The organism is Streptomyces sp. NPDC057638, assembly GCF_042800315.1.
Classification (GTDB): Bacteria; Actinomycetota; Actinomycetes; order Streptomycetales; family Streptomycetaceae; genus Streptomyces.
Map to the genome: position 1 here is coordinate 20,935 of NZ_JBHVHF010000040.1, position 17,477 is coordinate 38,411.

15 protein-coding genes and 1 pseudogene are annotated in these 17,477 nt (G+C 71.1%); 9 read left to right on the forward strand and 7 right to left on the reverse strand.

Going from position 1 to position 17,477, the window contains the following annotated elements:
* Window positions 1-307 precede the first annotated feature (307 nt).
* Window positions 308-913 (forward strand): hypothetical protein, encoded by a 606-nt coding sequence (locus ACFVIM_RS08570; RefSeq protein ID WP_384299915.1) that lies wholly within the window; start codon window positions 308-310, stop codon window positions 911-913.
* A 46-nt stretch (window positions 914-959) separates the two neighbouring features.
* On the opposite strand, the gene ACFVIM_RS08575 is transcribed toward ACFVIM_RS08570, so the two are convergent.
* Window positions 960-1,268 carry a GNAT family N-acetyltransferase gene (locus ACFVIM_RS08575; protein WP_384299916.1) on the reverse strand — a complete coding sequence of 103 codons (309 nt, stop codon included), beginning with the start codon at window positions 1,266-1,268 and terminating at the stop codon, window positions 960-962.
* Window positions 1,269-1,369: 101 nt separating this feature from the next.
* A complete protein-coding gene (locus ACFVIM_RS08580; protein WP_384299917.1) occupies window positions 1,370-2,266 on the reverse strand; it encodes a helix-turn-helix transcriptional regulator in 897 nt (298 codons plus the stop codon).
* A gap of 214 nt (window positions 2,267-2,480) precedes the next feature.
* On the opposite strand from ACFVIM_RS08580, the gene ACFVIM_RS08585 reads away from it, so the two are divergent.
* Window positions 2,481-3,242, forward strand: a complete 762-nt coding sequence (locus tag ACFVIM_RS08585; RefSeq protein ID WP_384299918.1) for a nuclear transport factor 2 family protein — start codon at window positions 2,481-2,483, stop codon at window positions 3,240-3,242.
* A gap of 402 nt (window positions 3,243-3,644) precedes the next feature.
* Here ACFVIM_RS08585 and ACFVIM_RS08590 read toward each other — a convergent pair whose 3' ends face one another.
* Complete coding sequence (locus ACFVIM_RS08590; protein WP_384299919.1) at window positions 3,645-4,145, reverse strand: carboxymuconolactone decarboxylase family protein; 501 nt, start codon at window positions 4,143-4,145, stop codon at window positions 3,645-3,647.
* A 97-nt stretch (window positions 4,146-4,242) separates the two neighbouring features.
* On the opposite strand from ACFVIM_RS08590, the pseudogene ACFVIM_RS08595 reads away from it, so the two are divergent.
* Both ACFVIM_RS08595 and ACFVIM_RS08600 read left to right on the forward strand, forming a co-directional pair.
* Window positions 4,243-5,190: pseudogene (locus ACFVIM_RS08595) on the forward strand (pirin family protein); the annotation flags it as partial.
* Between the two features lie 36 nt (window positions 5,191-5,226).
* Complete coding sequence (locus ACFVIM_RS08600; RefSeq protein WP_384299928.1) at window positions 5,227-5,571, forward strand: GNAT family N-acetyltransferase; 345 nt, start codon at window positions 5,227-5,229, stop codon at window positions 5,569-5,571.
* Window positions 5,572-5,657: 86 nt separating this feature from the next.
* On the opposite strand, the gene ACFVIM_RS08605 is transcribed toward ACFVIM_RS08600, so the two are convergent.
* A complete protein-coding gene (locus ACFVIM_RS08605) occupies window positions 5,658-6,605 on the reverse strand; it encodes a 3-oxoacyl-[acyl-carrier-protein] synthase III C-terminal domain-containing protein (RefSeq protein ID WP_384299920.1) in 948 nt (315 codons plus the stop codon).
* On the opposite strand from ACFVIM_RS08605, the gene ACFVIM_RS08610 reads away from it, so the two are divergent.
* Both ACFVIM_RS08610 and ACFVIM_RS08615 read left to right on the forward strand, forming a co-directional pair.
* Complete coding sequence (locus tag ACFVIM_RS08610) at window positions 6,564-8,372, forward strand: AMP-binding protein (RefSeq protein WP_384299921.1); 1,809 nt, start codon at window positions 6,564-6,566, stop codon at window positions 8,370-8,372. The two genes, ACFVIM_RS08605 and ACFVIM_RS08610, sit on opposite strands and share 42 nt — an antisense overlap.
* 29 nt (window positions 8,373-8,401) lie before the next feature.
* Window positions 8,402-8,689, forward strand: coding sequence for a hypothetical protein (locus ACFVIM_RS08615; protein ID WP_384299929.1), 288 nt, complete (start codon window positions 8,402-8,404; stop codon window positions 8,687-8,689).
* 461 nt (window positions 8,690-9,150) lie between these two features.
* On the opposite strand, the gene ACFVIM_RS08620 is transcribed toward ACFVIM_RS08615, so the two are convergent.
* The 3 genes from ACFVIM_RS08620 to ACFVIM_RS08630 all read right to left on the reverse strand — a co-directional run bounded on the left by ACFVIM_RS08620 (window position 9,151) and on the right by ACFVIM_RS08630 (window position 14,309).
* Window positions 9,151-9,951 (reverse strand): ABC transporter permease, encoded by an 801-nt coding sequence (locus ACFVIM_RS08620; protein WP_384299922.1) that lies wholly within the window; start codon window positions 9,949-9,951, stop codon window positions 9,151-9,153.
* On the reverse strand, window positions 9,948-11,024 hold the full coding sequence (locus ACFVIM_RS08625; RefSeq protein ID WP_384299923.1) for an ATP-binding cassette domain-containing protein: 1,077 nt from the start codon (window positions 11,022-11,024) through the stop codon (window positions 9,948-9,950). Before ACFVIM_RS08625 ends, ACFVIM_RS08620 begins: the two co-directional genes overlap by 4 nt.
* Before the next feature lie 162 nt (window positions 11,025-11,186).
* Window positions 11,187-14,309 carry a BTAD domain-containing putative transcriptional regulator gene (locus tag ACFVIM_RS08630; RefSeq protein WP_384299924.1) on the reverse strand — a complete coding sequence of 1,041 codons (3,123 nt, stop codon included), beginning with the start codon at window positions 14,307-14,309 and terminating at the stop codon, window positions 11,187-11,189.
* Window positions 14,310-14,587: 278 nt separating this feature from the next.
* Between ACFVIM_RS08630 and ACFVIM_RS08635 the strand changes: the two genes are divergently transcribed.
* From ACFVIM_RS08635 to ACFVIM_RS08645, 3 genes are all read left to right on the forward strand, one after another.
* Window positions 14,588-14,806 carry a hypothetical protein gene (locus tag ACFVIM_RS08635; protein WP_384299925.1) on the forward strand — a complete coding sequence of 73 codons (219 nt, stop codon included), beginning with the start codon at window positions 14,588-14,590 and terminating at the stop codon, window positions 14,804-14,806.
* 199 nt (window positions 14,807-15,005) lie between these two features.
* Window positions 15,006-16,967: an alkyl/aryl-sulfatase gene (locus ACFVIM_RS08640; protein ID WP_384299926.1), complete on the forward strand. Its 1,962-nt coding sequence runs from the start codon at window positions 15,006-15,008 to the stop codon at window positions 16,965-16,967.
* A 179-nt stretch (window positions 16,968-17,146) separates the two neighbouring features.
* Entirely contained in the window at window positions 17,147-17,473 is a 327-nt protein-coding gene (locus ACFVIM_RS08645; RefSeq protein WP_384299927.1) for a thioredoxin family protein, read from the forward strand.
* Window positions 17,474-17,477 lie beyond the last annotated feature (4 nt).

Consider the following 17,477-nt stretch of genomic DNA (forward strand, 5'->3'; position numbering starts at 1 on the left):
ATCTCGGCGAGGTCGTCTCCGCTTCCTTCGTCGAGCACGTTCTCCCCGATCGGTCAGGGGTGCTCGTCGTCGGCACCTGTCCACGCTGTCATGGCCGTACGGAGACGACCTTCCCGTGGGCCATACCAGGCACCGGCGGCAAGGGGATACGCGACCGGCTGTTCGGAGCGGCCCCCGCGAGCGGAAGGACTGTCGATCGCCATCCCCTGACCCATGAGGTGCACTACTGCGAGTGCGGGCACCACCATCCGCATTCGCCACCGGACACCTCGTTCCAGGGCTGTGGGGCAAGCTGGAGGATCCGGCCGTGACCGCACACTCCGACCGGCGCTGGGCCGAACTCGCCCGCGACCTGGAGTTCACCCGGCTTCCGGAACTGCGCAGACAGGCCGAGGGCTGGCGTAACGGCCTCACCGGGCTGACAGCACTCCTGGCGGTGCTCGTCCTGCTGAAGGGCCGGGACAATCTGGCCGAGCTACCGGTGTGGGCACGGCACACGGCACTCAGCGTCCTGGTGTCAGCGTTCGTCCTGCTTCTGGTGGGCTTCCTCCTGGCGGCCCGAGCGGCTCATGGGACCCCGGGCGGTGAGATCCTGCTGGGTGGCCAGTCGCTGCGACGCTGGACCGAGCGCGAGGTCACCCGGGTCACCCGGGCGCTGGCCTGGGCCTTCACCTGCTGTGTGCTGGGAATGGCCCTCGTTGTCGTCGCCGTCGTTCTCGCCTGGATGACGACGGGTAGCCCCACCACGCATCTGGTCGAGGTGCGCACGGCCACCCGCGTCCTCTGCGGTGAGCTGGTCCGCACCGACCAGCGACAGGTCAGAGTCCGCACCAAGGCGGAGGGACCAGTCGCCCTGCCTCACGCCACAGTTCTCAGCCTTCGACCGGTTCGCACCTGCGGCTCAAGCTCGTAGCCAGCTGCCGAACGAGCGGCCCTCCGTTCTCGGTGTGCCCGGTGGTTCAGTCGCTGACGCTGCTGCGGGACTGGTAGAGCAGGTCCTGGTACTCAGGGTGGCGGGCGATCCAGCCCGCGATGAAGGGACAGGTCGCCAGCACCCTCAGGTTCGCGGCCCGCGCCCCGTCGAGGGCCGCGCGGGCCAGTGCCGACCCCACCTTCTTGCCCTCGTGCTCCGGTGCCACCTCGGTGTGGACGAACGCCACGAGTTCCGGCGTACGGATGTAGTCCGCGAAACCCGCCACCCCGGGCTCACCGTCGATGCGGGCCTCGTAGCGTTTCGCCTCGGGCACATCCTTCACATGGACCGCCATGCGGCCTCCTTCCGAGTATGCCCCCGATTCTCCGGGAGGCAGGATGATCGGGCCACCGTAACCGTACCGAAGCCACGCGGGGCGGGCGGGTACCCGGGATGTCACCTCACGGGGTGCCCGCGGACCGTGTCGCGGAAGACGATCGGAGGCTGTCCGGTGCGCTGGTTGAAGTACTTGCTGAAGTGGGTCGCGCTGGAGAAGCCCAGCTGGTCGGCGATGCGGGCGGCGGTCCGGTCGCTGTGCGCCAGGAGGCGCTTGGCTTCGAGGATGACGCGACGGTCGACGAACTCCTTGGCACCGAGACCGGTGGCGGCGAGGGTCGCGCGGGAGAGGGTGCGCGGCGAGTAGCCGAGCGCCTCGGCGTAGTCCTCGACCCGGCGGGTGCGGGTGAAGTCCTGCTCCACTGCGTCGCGGAACCGTAGATACGTGGCGTCAGGCTCGGGTACGGGACCGTCGGCGGGCGTGGTGAGGTGGGCCAGACGCAGGACGAGTACGGCCAGCAGGTGGCGCAGGGCCGAGGTATGGACCTCCAGGGGCAGACGTCCCAAGGCGTGGAACTCGGCGGTGAGGTGGTCGGTGGCCAGCCTCAGGGCCGTGGCGTCACCGGGAAGGGGACGCCGCAGGATCGGCGCGTGCGGGTTCTCCAGACGGGCACCGCCGGTGGTGGCCGGGTCGAGGAAGTCCTGGCGGAACAGGATCAGGGTGCCTTCGGCGTGGGTGAGGTCGCCCCACTGCTGTACCTGGCCGGGGCGCACCCAGAGCCAGGGGCCGGGGTCGAGCGCGTAGGCGGTGAAGTCGACCGTGTGCCGCAGGGTGCCCTGGGTGAGGGTGATCAGGTGGTGGAAGTCCGGGCGCTGGGGAGCCCTGAGCCGCTCGGCGGGGACGCGCCGGCGCAGGTCCGCCAGGGGCAGCACTTCCACGCCGGCGGGGGTTCCGGCGGGCGCGGCGAAGAAGATCTCCGGGATGCCCCGAGCGGCATCGTGTCGCTTTTTGACCATCGTAAGTCGTCAGCGTATCCGATTCACCCTGCACAGGGCCCCTAGATTGAGCGGGTCAGCGCATCCGGCGACACGACACTGTCGGAAAACAGCAAGAGGAGCGAGCGCACCACATCCCGCTCGCGGCCGACCTGTCCCCCGGTGCGCACCCCCGGCCTCCATCCATGACCGACCCGGGCTGACCCGACCTGATCTCGCGAGGAGACGACCCGTGATGAGCAACGCCAAGAACACCGTCCTGTCCGCCACCGGCGAACTGTTCGGCCGGAAGGACCCGAGCGCGGTGGACCGCTGGGTCGCCGCCGACTACCGTCAGCACAGCTCCCTGGCCGCCGACGGCCCCGAGGCCCTGCGAGGGCTGGTCGCCGGGCTGCCGGAGGGCTTCCGTTACGAGGGAGCCCGGGTGATCGCCGACGGCGACCTGGTGGCGCTGCACGGCACCTACCACGGCTTCGGCCCCGAACCGCTGGTCGCCTTCGACATCTTCCGCGTCGACGCCGACGGCAGGCTCGCCGAGCACTGGGACGCCCTGACCCCCGCGGTCGGGGACACCGCCTCCGGCCGCTCGCAGACCGACGGTCCCGCCCAGGTCACCGCGCCGGAGGCGACCGAGGCCAACCGCGCGCTGGTCGCCGAGTTCGCCCGGAGGGTCCTGGTCGGCGCCGACTACTCGGTGCTCACCGACTACATCTCGACCGAGAGCTACCACCAGCACAACCCGGAGGCCGCCGACGGCCTGGCCGGTTTCGGGGCGGCCGCCGCGACCTGGGCCGAGCAGGGCAGGAGCCTCCGCTACCAGACCGTCCACAGGATCATCGCCGAGGGCGAGTTCGTCCTGGTCCAGTCCGAGGGCGAGTTCGGTGTCCCGGTGGCGTACTACGACCTCTTCCGGGTGGCCGACGGCAAGATCGTCGAGCACTGGGACGTCATCGCTCCGGTACCGGCCGAACTCCCCCACGCCAACGGCCTGTTCTGACATCGGCGGGGGGTGGGAGACGGGCTCACCCCCCGGAACCCCGGAACCCCGCAATTCCGGAACCCCGCAATTCCGAAACCTCCGAAGTACCTGAACCTCCGAAGTACCTGAAGTACCTGAAGCGCCCGCAACCCTGGAAGCGCACCGCGGTGACCGGCACGCCCGCCTCGATGATCACCGGCAGGGCTCCGGCGGCACCGGCGGGCTCTGGACATCCGCGCCCGGACACCGCCCGCGGGCCGCCCGAGCCGGGTCCCCGCCCACGGGGGCGTGCGCGGCGGGCAGGCGGGGCAACTCGTCCAGGGCCGGCACCAGCAGCGCTGGCGCTGCCCGCCACGGGCGCGGTGGCGGTCCGGCGGCTCTCGGCCCCGGGCGCGGGCTGGGCGGCGGCCCCGTAGCGGGTCAGCGGGCGGGAGTCTCCCGTACCGGGTGCTTGCTCAGGATCGAGACCCGGTTGAAGGCGTTGATCGTGATCGCCACCCAGATGACGGCGGCGATCTCGTCGTCGTCGAGCACCTGCCCCGCCTGCGCGTACGCCCGCTCCTGGGCGAGGGCGTCGGCGGGGTGGGTGGTGGCCTCGGCCAGCGCGAGGGACGCGCGCTCCCGGGCGGTGAAGAGCTCCGTGTCCCGCCAGGCGGCGAGCACCCCGAGGCGCCGGGTGGATTCCCCGGCGCGCAGCGCGGCCCGGGTGTGGACGTCGAGGCAGACGGCGCAGCCGTTGAGCTGGGACACCCGGAGGTTGACCAGCTCGACCAGGATCCGGTCCAGGCCGGCCTCGGCGGCCGTCGTACGGACGGCGTCGGCCGTCCTGACCAGCGCCTGGTAGGCGGCGGGGCTCTGCTTGTCGATATAGACCCGCCCGTTGGACCGGTGGGCTTCCGGGGCCTGCGCGGTCTCGGTCACTCGTACTCCTCCGTCTGTTGTCTCGGGTTGCCTTCGGATCTATGATCACCCATAATTGTTGAAAATGAAACTACTTCACTCGGGAAGGGCGCGGGACATGGATCACACGGGTACCGGCATCGAGGCCGGTGTCGAGGCCGGCATCGAGGTCCTCACCGCCCGGGACGTCCCGCTGGGCGGACCGCGGGCGATGACCGTACGGCGCACCCTGCCACAGCGGGCCCGGACGCTCATCGGGGCCTGGTGCTTCGCCGACCACTACGGCCCCGACCGGGTCTCCGACTCCGGCGGCATGGACGTCGCGCCCCACCCCCACACCGGGCTCCAGACCGTCAGCTGGCTGTTCAGCGGGGAGATCGAGCACCGCGACAGCCTGGGCACGCACGCCTTCGTACGGCCCGGCGAGATCAACCTCATGACCGGGGGCCACGGCATCAGCCATACGGAGGTCTCCACCCCCGGCACCACCGTGCTCCACGGCGTCCAGCTCTGGGTGGTCCTCCCCGACGGACACCGCCACGCACCGCGCGATTTCCAGCACCACGCGCCCACGCCGCTGCGCGTCGACGGCGCGGAACTGCGGGTCTTCCTGGGCACGCTCGCGGGCGAAACCTCCCCCGTGCGCACCTTCACCCCGCTGCTGGGCGCCGAGATCCTCATCGACGCCCATGCCACCGTCGCCCTCGATGTCGACCCCGGCTTCGAACACGGACTCCTCGTCGACGACGGCGACGTCCGCCTCGGCGCGACCCCCCTGCGCCCCGCGGAACTCGGCTACGCCGCCCCCGGCCGCACCACCCTCACCCTCACCAACGACTCCGACCGCCCGGCCCGGACGGTCCTCCTGGGCGGGCCGCCGTTCGAGGAGGAGATCGTGATGTGGTGGAACTTCATCGGCCGCAGCCACCAGGACATCGTCGAGGCGCGGGAGGACTGGGAGCGCGCCTCCGACCGCTTCGGCACCGTCGAGGGCTACCCCGGCGAGCGGCTGCCCGCCCCCGCCCTGCCCCACGCCGTCATCACACCCCGCAAGAACCCCTCGCCCCGCAAGAACCCCTCCCCGAACCGGAAGGCCGCCCTCATGAGCGAGCAGCCCACCAGCGCCCCCGTCGTCCGCCACGCCGACACCCGCCACCGCTACGAGATCCTCGTCGACGACGCCCGCGCCGGCCTGACCGCCTACCGCGACCGCGACAACCAGCGGGTCTTCTTCCACACCGAGATCGACGACACCTACGCCGGCCGGGGACTCGCCGCGATCCTCGTCACACAGGCCCTCACCGACGTCCGCGCCTCCGGGAAGCGGATCGTCCCCGCCTGCCCCTACGTGTCCAAGTTCCTCACCAAGCACCGCGAGTTCGCGGACATCACCGACCCGGTCACCCCCGAGATCCTCACCTGGCTCGACGCCCAGCTGGGGCGCTGACCTCCCTCGTACTCACGTGACCGGCGCGCGGAGGCCCCGGCGCGGAGACGGGACCCCGGGGGGCGCCATGGGCGCCGGACCCCTCGTCAGCACTCGATGAGGGCACAACCCCAGTGCATGCCACGCCCCGTGGCAGCGAGGGCGACCAGATCGCCCTCGCCGAGGTCGCCGGACTCCAGGTGGTACTGGAGGTTCAGCAGATGATCCGCCGCCCCGAAGTGGCCACGCGCCAGGGAGATCTCCGCATTCGTACGCTCCAGCGGAACACCCAGCCGGTCGGCCGCCTTCGTCAGGGTGCCGATGTTGTCGTTGAGCAGCACCACCCTGGCCAGGTCGAGCGCCGACACCCCGAGCCGCTCGCAAGCCCGCGTCACAACCTCGCGCACCCGATCGTTGAGAAGGTCCGCGAACGCCTCGAAGCGATCCGCGTCGTACGCGAAGAACTCCATCAGGTCCCAGGCGTCGCGCGCGGGCCTCGGCCGCTCGCCGCCCCGGAACGGGGCGGCGGCGCCGCCCTCTTCCAGCAGAAAGAGATCGGCGTAGCGACCATCACTGATCACATCGCTGGCCCGCCAGCGCATCCGGGGATGGCCGCGCCCCGCCACGGCCGCCGCCGCGCCGTCGGAGAACAGCAGCGAGTGGGTCTCCATCCGGTTCCAGTACGCCTCGCATGTCCGGTTCGCCCCCACCACCAGCGCCCGCTGGTACTCGGGATGTGTGGCGAACCGGCCGGCGAGCAGGTCGAAGCAGGTCACCCCGCCCACACAGCCCTGGCCGATGAGCACCGCCTCCGCCCGGTGCGCACCCAGGCGCGCCTGAAGTGAGGCCGCCGGGTCCCAGTACAGGTACTCGGGGATGTCGGTGATAGCGAGCACCACCAGGTCCAGTTCCGCCGGATCCGTCCCCGACGCCGCCAGGGCGGCGCGGGCGGCCTCCTCGGCGAGGTCGGTGAGACCGACCTCGTCGGGGCTGCGATGGAGGGTGCGGTAGCCGTGCTCCAGCACCCGCTGGACATCCTCCGTGTACTCCCTCACGACATCCGAGACGGCGGCGGGCTCGCCGAGCGCCACGCCGAACGACATCAGTCCGTAGTCCACACTGACTCCCCTTCCCGCGTCCCGGGCTCCTCCAGTGCCGCCACCCTCCTCGACCACCACCACAGCCTCGCCGACATCCAGCAAGCCACCGGAATCCCCACACTCTTCGACACCCTCGTCGTCTACGAGTCCTACCCCATGGATCAGTCCGGGCTGACGGAGGCGAACGCCCAGGCCGGGATCACCTGCACCGGCATCCGGCCTTACGCGGGCAGCACGCACTACCCGCTGGCCGTGATCGCCGTGGCCACGGGACGGCTTCAGCTCTCCCTCGAATACCGGCAGGACGTGTTCGCGCGGGACACCGTGGAGAGCATGGGCGACCGGCTGCTGCGGATCCTGCGGGAGGTGCTGGCCGACCCCGGTCAGCGGATCGCCGCCGTGGACCCCCTGGGTCCGGAGGACCGCGCGCGGATCGCGGCGTTCAACGACACCGCCACCGAGGTCCCCGACGAGACGGTCCACCGGCTCATTGAGCGCCAGGCCGCCGCCACTCCCGGGGCCATCGCGGTGCGGCATGGTGATGTCCTCTGGACCTACCGTGAACTCAACGAGCGGGCCGACCGGATGGCGGTCGAGCTGAGGCGTCGCGGAGCCGGTCCCGAGACCCTCGTCGGGCTCGCGCTGCCCCGCTCGGCCGACCTGGTGGCGGCGGCGCTCGGCATCCTCAAGTCCGGTGCGGCCTATCTGCCGATCGACCCCAAGTACTCCAGCGACCGGCTGGTGTTCATGCTGTCGGACGCCCGTCCAGTCCTCCTGCTCACCGACCGGGCGACCGGGCCCGCGCTGCCCGCCACCGATGTGCCCAGGCTCCACCTGGAGGACCTCGGCCTGGACACCGACGCGCCCACGGGTGTGCCGACGGCGGACTCGGGCCCGGAGAACCTGGCATACGTCATGTACACCTCGGGCTCCACCGGCACCCCCAAGGGCGCGGCGCTGACCCACGCCAACATCGTCAACCCCATCACACGGCTGGCCGGGATACTCGGCTCGGGTCCCGGGTCACGGATGCTCGGCACCGCGTCCATCAACTTCGACATCTCGGTGTTCGAGTACTTCCTCACGCTGACCACGGGCGGCTGCGTCGAGCTGGTCCGCGATGTCCTCGTCCTCGGCGAGGGAGGGGACCATGAGGGAGGGGACTGGGAGGGACGCGTGGTGCACACGGTCCCCTCGGCGCTGGGCGAGGTGCTCGACCGGCGCACCGCCGGACCGCGTCTCGACACCGTGGTCCTGGCCGGTGAGACGTTCCCGCCCGAGCTCCTGCGCAAGATCCGCAGCATGATGCCCGGCACCCGTGTGATCAACGGCTACGGGCAGACCGAGGATTTCTACGCCATGACGTTCACCATCCCCGACGCCTGGGATGGCGAGGGCGGGATCCCCCTCGGGGAGCCGCTGGGCAATATGCGGGTCTACGTCCTGGACGGGGCGTTGAACCCGGTGCCACCGGGCGCGCCCCGGACCGGGGCCCGTCCCGATCGGCCGCCCGCTCGGCAACATGCGCGCCTACGTCCTCGGCCCCGGGCTCGTTCCCGTCCTGCCGGGTGTGACGTCGATCTGCCGGGGCGGCGCATGTACCGTAGGGGCGACCTGGCCCGCTGGAACGCCGACGGGCAGCTTGAGTACCTGGGGCGCGTGGACAGCCAGCTCAAGGTGCGGGCATCCGGATCGAGCCCGCCGAGATCGAAGCGGTCCTGACGGACCACCCCGGCATCGCCCACGCCGCGATTGCCGTCCACCCCGCCCCGCGATCCGGCGGCGGCTTGATCGTCGCCTACATCGTGCCCGCCGGAGCCGACGCCGCCGAAGGAACACCCGGCTCGTCGGCCGCGTCCCGACCGGATTCCGGTGCGGTGGATATGCCCCTCGCCCCCCGCAAGCTGCGGCGGTTCGTCGCTGACCGCCTCCCCGACGTCATGATTCCCTCCGCCTTCGTCATCCTGGACAGGCTCCCACTGGGGCCCAACGGCAAGCTGGACCGGCGCGGGCTGCCCGATCCCCGGCACGGCCGCTGAGGCACGGCCCACCCCGGAACCGGGACGCGGACCGGCCGGTATCCGGGACAGCGCGCTCATCCGGAGATCTTCGGCGCGGCCCGCATGCCGAAGTGCACACGGGACGTACGGTCGGGCAGCGTCCCGAACACCAGCGGCAGCCAGGGCCGCGCCCGGTACGTGGTGCTGGTGGCGCAGCCGGTCGAGACGGCGCTGCCAACGGGTCCGGTCGAAGCCGTGGCCCGCTCCCCTCACGCCGTTGGTCCTCGCGGTGGACATGACCTGTGTCTCCCTTCGTGGCAGGATCCCCGCGGCCGCACGAACCGTGCGGGGCGGCCGGTACCGGACCTGTACGGCGTTGGCACCACCGGCCGGGGCACGGGCGGGACAAGAGGCCCGGCCCGGGGCGCGGTGTGCCCCGGGGCGGAGTGCTCCGCCCCGGGGCCCTACGGGCTGCGGGGGATGTCAGCCCGTGCTCGGGGTCACCGCGACGCGCGGTTGAACAGCGCTTTCGACCACTGGTAGCCGAGTACGGCCAGGGCCACGCACCAGGCCAGGGTGAGCCAGCCGCTGGTGCCGATCTCGCTGCCCAGCAGCAGACCGCGCAGCGTCTCGATCGCGGGTGTGAACGGCTGGTACTCGGCGACCGGCTGGAACCAGCCCGGCATCTCGTCGACCGGTACGAAAGCGCTGGAGATAAAGGGCAGGATGACCAGCGGGACGGCATTGTTCCCGGCCGCCTCACCATGGGGGCTGGCCATGCCCACGGCGATAGCCATCCAGGTGAACGCCAGCGCTACCAGCGCGAGCAGCAGGAACGCCGCCAGCCACTCCAGGGCCGTCGCGTCCACCGAGCGGAAGCCGATGGCCACCGCGACGGCGCCGACGAGGGTCACGCTGATGACCGACCGCAGCACACTGCCCGCGACATGCCCGATCAGCACCGAGCCGCGGTGGATCGCCATCGTCCGGAAGCGGGCCATGATGCCCTCGGTCATATCGTCGGCCACGGAGACCGAGGTCCCGACCAAGGTGGTACCGATGGTCATCATCAGGATGCCCGGGGCGAGATAGGCGAGATAGGCCGCATAGTCTGACCGGCCCCCACCACCGCCACCGAGGCCCGTGCTCATCACATCACCGAAGACGTAGACGAACAGCAGCAGCAGAATGAGGGGTGTCAGCACCACGTTCAGGGTCAGCGCCGGGTAGCGGCGCGCGTGCAGCAGGTTGCGGCGGACCATCGTGGTCGAGTCGCGTACGGCGAGGGACAGGGAGCTCATCGGACGGCCTCCTTCTGAGGCTGCTTGAGGCCGCCGGTCAGCGCGAAGAACACATCATCGAGGTCCGGGGTGTGTGTGGTCAGCTCATCGGCCTCGATGCCCGCGGCGTCCAGCCAGTCGAGGATCGAGCGCAGCTCCCGCTGGCTGCCGTTGCTGGGGATCTTCATCGTCAGTGCCTCGCTGTCCCGGCTGACCTCACGCAGGGCGAAACCGGACGAGTCCAGCCAGTCCAGGATCGACCGCAGCTCGCGCCGGCTGTCATCGCTCGGTGCCTGGCCCGCCAGCGCCTCGTCGTCGGTGGTGGCGTGGTCCAGCGCGGAGACCGCCGACCGGTAGGCGGCGGGATCGGCGAACCGCAGCCGCACATGACCTCCCGGGATGAGCCGCTTCAGCTCCTCGGCGGTGCCCTCGGCGGCGATCTTGCCGTCACTCAGTACGGCGATCCGGTCCGCCAGCTGGTCCGCCTCCTCCAGATACTGGGTGGTGAGGAAGACCGTGACACCGTCGGCGACCAGCTCGCGGATGATCTCCCAGGTGTTGTGCCGGCTGCGCGGGTCCAGACCGGTGGTCGGCTCGTCCAGGAAGATGATCCGCGGACTGCCGACGAGGGTCATGGCGATGTCCAGACGGCGCTTCATGCCGCCGGAGTAGGTGGAGGCGGGTTTCTTCGCCGCGTCCGTCAGATGGAACCGCTCCAGCAGCTCCGCCACGGTGCGCCGTCCCTCGCCGCGCGGGAGATGGTGCAGGTCAGCCATGAGGAGCATGTTCTCCTCACCGGTGATCAGCCCGTCGACGGCGGAGAACTGTCCGGTGACACCGATCGAGGACCGGACCCCCTGCGGATCGGTGGCCAGGTCGTATCCGCCGACGGACAGCTCGTCGGCCAGGCCCGTGACAAGCGTGGAGAGGATCTTGACCGTGGTGGTCTTGCCCGCACCGTTCGGCCCGAGCAGCGAGAAGATGGTCCCGGACGGCACCATCAGGTCGATGCCGTCGAGGATCGTCTTCTCCCCGTAGGACTTTCGCAGCCCCCTGGCTGCGATGGCTAGTGATTGCGATGCCGTGGTCGTCATGGCGCAGAGACTGCCGTACGCCGCATTCACCGTGGTTTCACAGCGGATTCAACCCACTGAAACCCGCCCCGGGACATCGAGCGGAACACCCCCTGATCAGGTTCTTCGTCCCTGCGCTTCGACCCTGCGCTTCGACCCTGCGGAGCGATCCGCCGAACCCCATCAGCGTGCCGATACCAGCAGCCGCGCCGCCTCACGCAGTTCGTCGCGCTCCAGCGCGGCGTACTGCCCCACCGCGTCCGCGTAGACCGCCGCGTCCGCCGCCTCGGCCACCCGCCGGGCCCGGGCCGCCGACATCGTCGGCTGGAACTCGCGCAGCACCCGCAGCCGCTCGGCCAGCGCGATCCACCGCACCGCCGACGCGTCCCCCGACACGACCGACGCCATGCCCAGCGCGTGCAGCACCGTCCCGAACACAGGGAGCTCCCTGGGCATACGCGGCGGCCCGGAAAGCAGCGTCAGGAGCCGCTGGCGCAGCCGGTCGACGGTGTCCGCGACGAGTTCGAGCCGGCCGGCGCGTGCGTGCGCCGTCACCGCGACCGACTGGATCTCCAGCGCCCAGGGGTCCAGCCACGGATCACCACCCCGCGCCAGGCCCACGCCGGGCATCCGCTCCACGGCGCTGCGCCACAGGCTGAGGCCCTGTTCCGTCTGCCCCCGTGCCAGCGCGATCTCGGCCCGCCCGCCGAGGTCGGGGATGTGTGCCGTGGCCCCCGGCTGAGTGCCGTCCCCCTCGGCCTGGCGCAGCCAGTACTCCGCCTCGTCCGGGTCACCCCGTTGGAGGCAGGCCAGGGCCAGGCCCCGGCGGATACCGATCGAGTCATGCTCGTCGCCGAGCCGGGGCAGCACGTCCAGCGCCGCCTTCAGATGGGTGTACGCGGTATCGCCCTGCTCCATCTGGAGACACATATCGCTCACGCGGGCGTGCGCCATGACCTGAAGCGACGGATGGGCCACCGACGCCAGCGCGGTGATCATCCGACGGGCTGACACCAGGGCGCGATCAGCGTCGTGCTCATGCTCCCAGACATAGGTGGCGACACACTCGGCGATCCCGGCGACCAGCGGCGGCCCGCTGTCGCACAGCCGCCGCAGCACCTCGTACCCGGGCGGAGTCATCTCGGGGATCGCGCTCAGCACGACGGCGGTGGCCCGCAGGAGCGTGTCCGGCGGAGCGGAGGGCAGCCGACGCAGCGTGACCAGCTGCCGCAGCACCGTCGACTGCGGGCGGTAGCCCATGAAGAGGCTCGCCGTGCACAGGACGGCGGCGACCCGGGTGACCTCGACGTACGCGGGCTCGGGACGGTAGTGCGACAGCGGCGGACCGGTGTCCGCGGCGAGCGCGGCCAGCCGGGGATAGTTGGAGTCCGTCGACCACAGAGCGGCGAGCACCGCGGTCAGTGCGGCGGTCGAAGGTCCGTCCTCCCGGGCGAGTGCGTGCCGCAGCGCGAGGACGAGATTGTCCTGTTCGGCCCGGATCAGCTCCCAGGACGTCAGCGGGTCCGGCCCGTACAGCACGTCGTGGTGGGTGATCCCGAAGTCGCGTGCCCAGTCGAGGAACCTGTCGACGGCCGTCTCGTCCTCACCCGCCTCCGCGCACCGGGCGGCGCTGAACTCCCGTACGGTCTCCAGCATCCGGCACCGGACACCGACCGGGGCGTCGACCACAGTGAGCAGTGACTGTCCGGCCAACTGCTCCAGCAGGAGCAGGGCTTCCCCGCCGAGCACGTGTTCCGCCGCCGCCCCGGAGAAGCCACCGGGAAACACCGACAGCGTCCGCAGCGCCGCACGGGCCTCTGCCGTGAGCAGGTTCCAGCTCCACTCCACGACCGCGTGCAGCGTGCGATGGCGCGTCGGCGTGTCCCGGGCGCCGCCGACGAGCAGCGCGAACCGGTCACCGATTCGCCGGGCGATCTCCGGCACCGACATCACCCGCACCCGCGCCGCCGCCAGTTCCACGGCCAGCGGCAGCCCGTCCAGATGCCCGCACAGCTCCGCCACCGCGTCCGGGGGCAGTCTCACCCCGGGCCGGGCCGCCCGCGCCCGCTGGGTGAACAGCTCGGCCGACGTCGCCTGGTCGAGTTCCGGCAGCGCGTACACGGCCTCCGATGTCAGTCCCAGCGGGGCCCTGCTGGTGCACAGCACCCGCAGGTCCTTCGAGGAGGACACCAGGGCCTGGACGAGGTCGGCGGTGCCACGGATGAGGTGCTCGCAGTTGTCCAGCACCAGCAGCGCGGGACCCGGGCCCAGTGCCCCGAGGATCCCCGGGACCGGGTCGGCCGGGACGGGGCCGCTCACCGCCGTGTGCCTGCTCTCACCCGTCCCGAGCGCGGACGCCACCGCGGCGGCCACATCCCCGTCGGCCGTGACACCGGAGAGCGGCACGACATGGACGACGCGCTGCTCGGCACGCCGACTGACGGCGTACGCGAGCCGGGTCTTGCCGAGCCCGCCCGGCCCCACCACGGTCACCACCCGCGACCCGCGCGACAGCCCTTCCACCGCGGCGATGTCCTCGTCCCGCCCCAGCAGGGGATTCGGCTCGTGCGGCACCCCGTGTCTGACCACGGGCGCCACGCCCCGCAGGAGCTCCTGCTGTACGGCCCTGAGCACCGGCCCCGGGTTCGTCCCGAGTTCCTCGCGCAGGTCGCTCCGGTATGCCTCGTACCGTGTCAGGGCGGTGGCCGGGCCCGCCACGGCGGCCTCCCCGCGCAACAGTTCCGCCAGGACCTCCTCGTCGCGCGGGTGCTCCGCCGCGGCGACGGCCAGCGGCCCGGACGCCTCCGCGTGCCGCCCCAGCCGCGCGAGCGCGAGTGCCTGGGCCCGTACGAGCACACCGCGCACGACGACCCGCGCGGCACGCAGCGAGGCCACGGGCCCCTCGTCCCCGTCGGGCGAGCCGTCCCACAACGCGAGCCCGGCCTCGGCGGCGGCCAGCGATCCCGCGTGGTTCCCCATTCTGGCCTGCTCGGCACTGGCGGTGGCGTGCAACAGCAGTACGGAGGCGTCGACCTGCCGCTCATCGAGCGTCAGCCGGTAGCCCTGCGGGGTGCTGACCACGACATCGGCACCGAGCTGACCACGGACCCGGGACACCAGGACCTGAACCGCCTTCTCCGGACGCTTGGGCAGTTCACCGGGCCAGAGCCCCGCCACGAGCCGATCGGTGGTGCACCCTCTGCGCACATCCTCCGCGAGCAGGGCGAGGAGGCCACGGATCCGCGGAGCGGTGACCTCCTGCCCACGGTAGGCGACACGCGACAGTAAGGTCAGGTCGGGACTCATCAAAGCAGCCTATCCAAGCATGACGACCGCACCCCGCACGGCTTCGGCCGGGTCATCGGGTCCCTGGCGCCCGAGACCTCCCCGTCCACGGCCCAGCCGATGACGCGCCCACCGACCGAGTCGGCCGCGACGGCTTACCTCTCGGAGGAGGCCGTGGCCGGCGTCATCCGGGACAGCCGACGGACACCGCGGAGGCACGTGCCGCATCGGCCACAAGGTCGCTGGAGCACATCGCGATCATGCGGGTGGAACGGTCGGCACCGGCGCCTGATGTCCGTATGAGCGAGCTGCCCGCGGCGGCATACGAGCACCTGGCCGCGAGCGGCCAGGCCGCGGGAATCCCTCGGCTGCCGCTCGACGGCCAGCCCATCGGCGCGGCCTGGGACCCGCACCTCGCACCCACCATGACCGCCCTCGGTGTCGCGCTCCATGTGGCGCGCGATGCGGTGAATCAGTCGTTCCTCGGCCGGTCCGCCGTACCGGGATGGCTGGTTTGATCCCTTTCGGTATCAGGTGACCGATGGGAGCCTCTGGTTGCCGGATCGTTATATTCCGCACCTCCGTTCGATTCTTCCGGAAAGGCTCCGAGGTTTGATCGCGGGGATCGCGCCGCTTCACATCGAGGTGCGCCCCGCCCAGTGAGGGGAGAGTACGTTGACCGGTCTGCCGTCTGACACTTCTCAGCCCGCGACATCCTTGACGAGGGAACTGAACGCGGCGGTGGTGGTTCCGCCGGACGGTCAGGATCCGGAGTCGGCACTCGCGGCGCGGGGCCTGATCGCGGCGCTGCCCGCGGACTTCGCGGTGGACCGGGAGGGCAGTCCGGTGCCCGCGTGGAGCCTGGCGCCGTACACGTTCCTGACCGGGGACGCCCCGGACACGGTCAATCCGAGCCTGTGGCGCAACGCGCTGCTGAACATGAGGACCGGTCTGTTCGAGGTCGTCGCGGACGCCGTGTACCAGGTGCGGGGGATGGACCTGTCGAACATCTCCTTCCTGGAGGACCCCACCGGGGCGTCCCAGGAGGTCGTGGTGGTCGACCCGCTGATCAGCGAGGAGTGCGCGGCGGCCGCCTGGAAGCTCTACCGCGAGCACCGGGGCCTGCGCCGCACGATCCGTGCGGTGATCTTCACCCACTCGCATCTCGACCACTACGGCGGTGTGCTGGGGCTGTTCCAGGGCGGCCGGCTACCCGACGGGGTGGACATCATCGCGCCGGAGGGGTTCCTGGAGCACTCGGTCAGCGAGAACGTCTACGCCGGGAACGCGATGCAGCGGCGGGCGCTGTTCATGTACGGCACGCTGCTGGAGCGGTCCGAGCGGGGGCAGGTGGACGCGGGGCTGGGCAAGAGCATGTCCTCGGGGTCCCCTGGTCTGCTGCCACCGACGTACACCGTCGTCCCCAGGGTGGCCAAGCCCGGTCATGTCGTGTCGTTCGGGCCGGTGAATCTGGAGTTCCAGCTCACTCCGGGCACGGAGGCCCCGGCGGAGCTGAACTTCTATCTGCCCGATGTCGAGGCGCTGTGCATGGCGGAGAACGCCACCCCGACCCTGCACAACCTCTACAGTCTGCGCGGCGCCCAGGTGCGGGACGCGAAGGGGTGGTCGCAGTATCTGAACGAGTCGGTGGAGTGGTACGGGGGCCGGTCGAAGACATTGTTCGCGTCGCATTTCTGGCCCCGGTGGAACACCGAGGAGTCGCCGGACGCGATCGTGTCGTTCCTGACCAGTCAGGCGGATCTGTACCGGTTCCTGCACGACCAGGCGCTGCGGCTGGCGAACCAGGGCCGGACGATGACCGAGATCGCCGAGGATCTGGATACCCAGGTTCCGGAGTCTCTGGCGGGGCAGTGGTTCAACCGGGGGTACTACGGCACGGTCAACCATGATCTGAAGGCCGTCTACCAGCGGTATCTGGGCTGGTACGACGGGAACGCGGCCCATCTGCACCCGCTGCCGCCCGAGGCGGCCGGCCCCCGCTACGTCGAGGCCATCGGCGGTGTCACCAAGGTGGTGGAGCTGGCCCGGCAGGCGTTCGAGGACGCCAAGGGCGCCGACGACTACCGGTGGGCGGCCGAACTCCTCTCCCACGCCGTCTTCGCCGACCCGGCGCACCAGGAGGCCCGCGCCCTGGAGGCCGATGTCCTCGAACAGCTCGGCTACCAGGCCGAGAGCGGCCCCTGGCGCAACTTCTATCTCGCCGCCGCGCACGAATTGCGTACCCGCCCCGCCGACGGCACCCCGCCGGACATCCCCTCCCCGCAGATCATCACCCAGCCCGTACTGGAGGCGATATCGCTGGAGATGCTCTTCGACTACCTCGGCATCCGCCTCAACGGCCCCGAAGCCGCCGGACACCCCCTGACCCTCGGCTTCAGGATCACCGGCGGTCTCGCCGACGACCCCACCCACTGCACGGTCCAGCTCCGCAACGGGGTCCTCGTCTACACCCCCGGCCTGACCAACCCCGTGACGGCGGACGCCACCTACACCCTCACCCGGGTCGGCCTCAACAGCCTCGCCATCGCCCAGACCACCCCCGACCAGCTCGCCGCCGACGGCGAACTCACCGTCACCACCGGCGCCCTGGACCCGCTGAACACCCTCAACGGCCTGCTGGAGACCTTCGAGTACTGGTTCGGCCTCACCACCCCCTGACCGGCACCGGCCCCGTCGCCATCCGCCCCCGAGGCCACCACCGCCACGCGGGACGGGCGCCAACGGCGGACTGCCGGGCACCGGCGCACCACCCACCACCCGGCCGAGAGGTTCCCCGGCCGGAACGACGGGCACACGGCGGCCATCCGCCGCCCCGCCCCTGTGAAGGAGTGAATGCTGTGAGCGGCACAGTCGTCGATGTCACCGACACGAACTTCGAGGCGAAGGTGGTCAAGGCCGCCGGGCCCGTCCTCGCGGTCTTCCGCGCCGAGTGGTCGGCCCCGTGCCGGGCCCTGGACGCCGTCCTGGCAGACATCGCCAAGGAGTACGCGAACCGCCTGACCGTCACCCGCCTCGATATCGACCAGAGCCCCAAGACGCCCCCCACGTACAACGTCAACGCCATCCCCACCCTCTACGTCTTCAAGGGCGGGAAGATCGTCGCGACCCGCATCGGCCCGGCCGGCAAGAACGACGTGGCCCAGCTCGTGAAACCGCATATCTGAATCC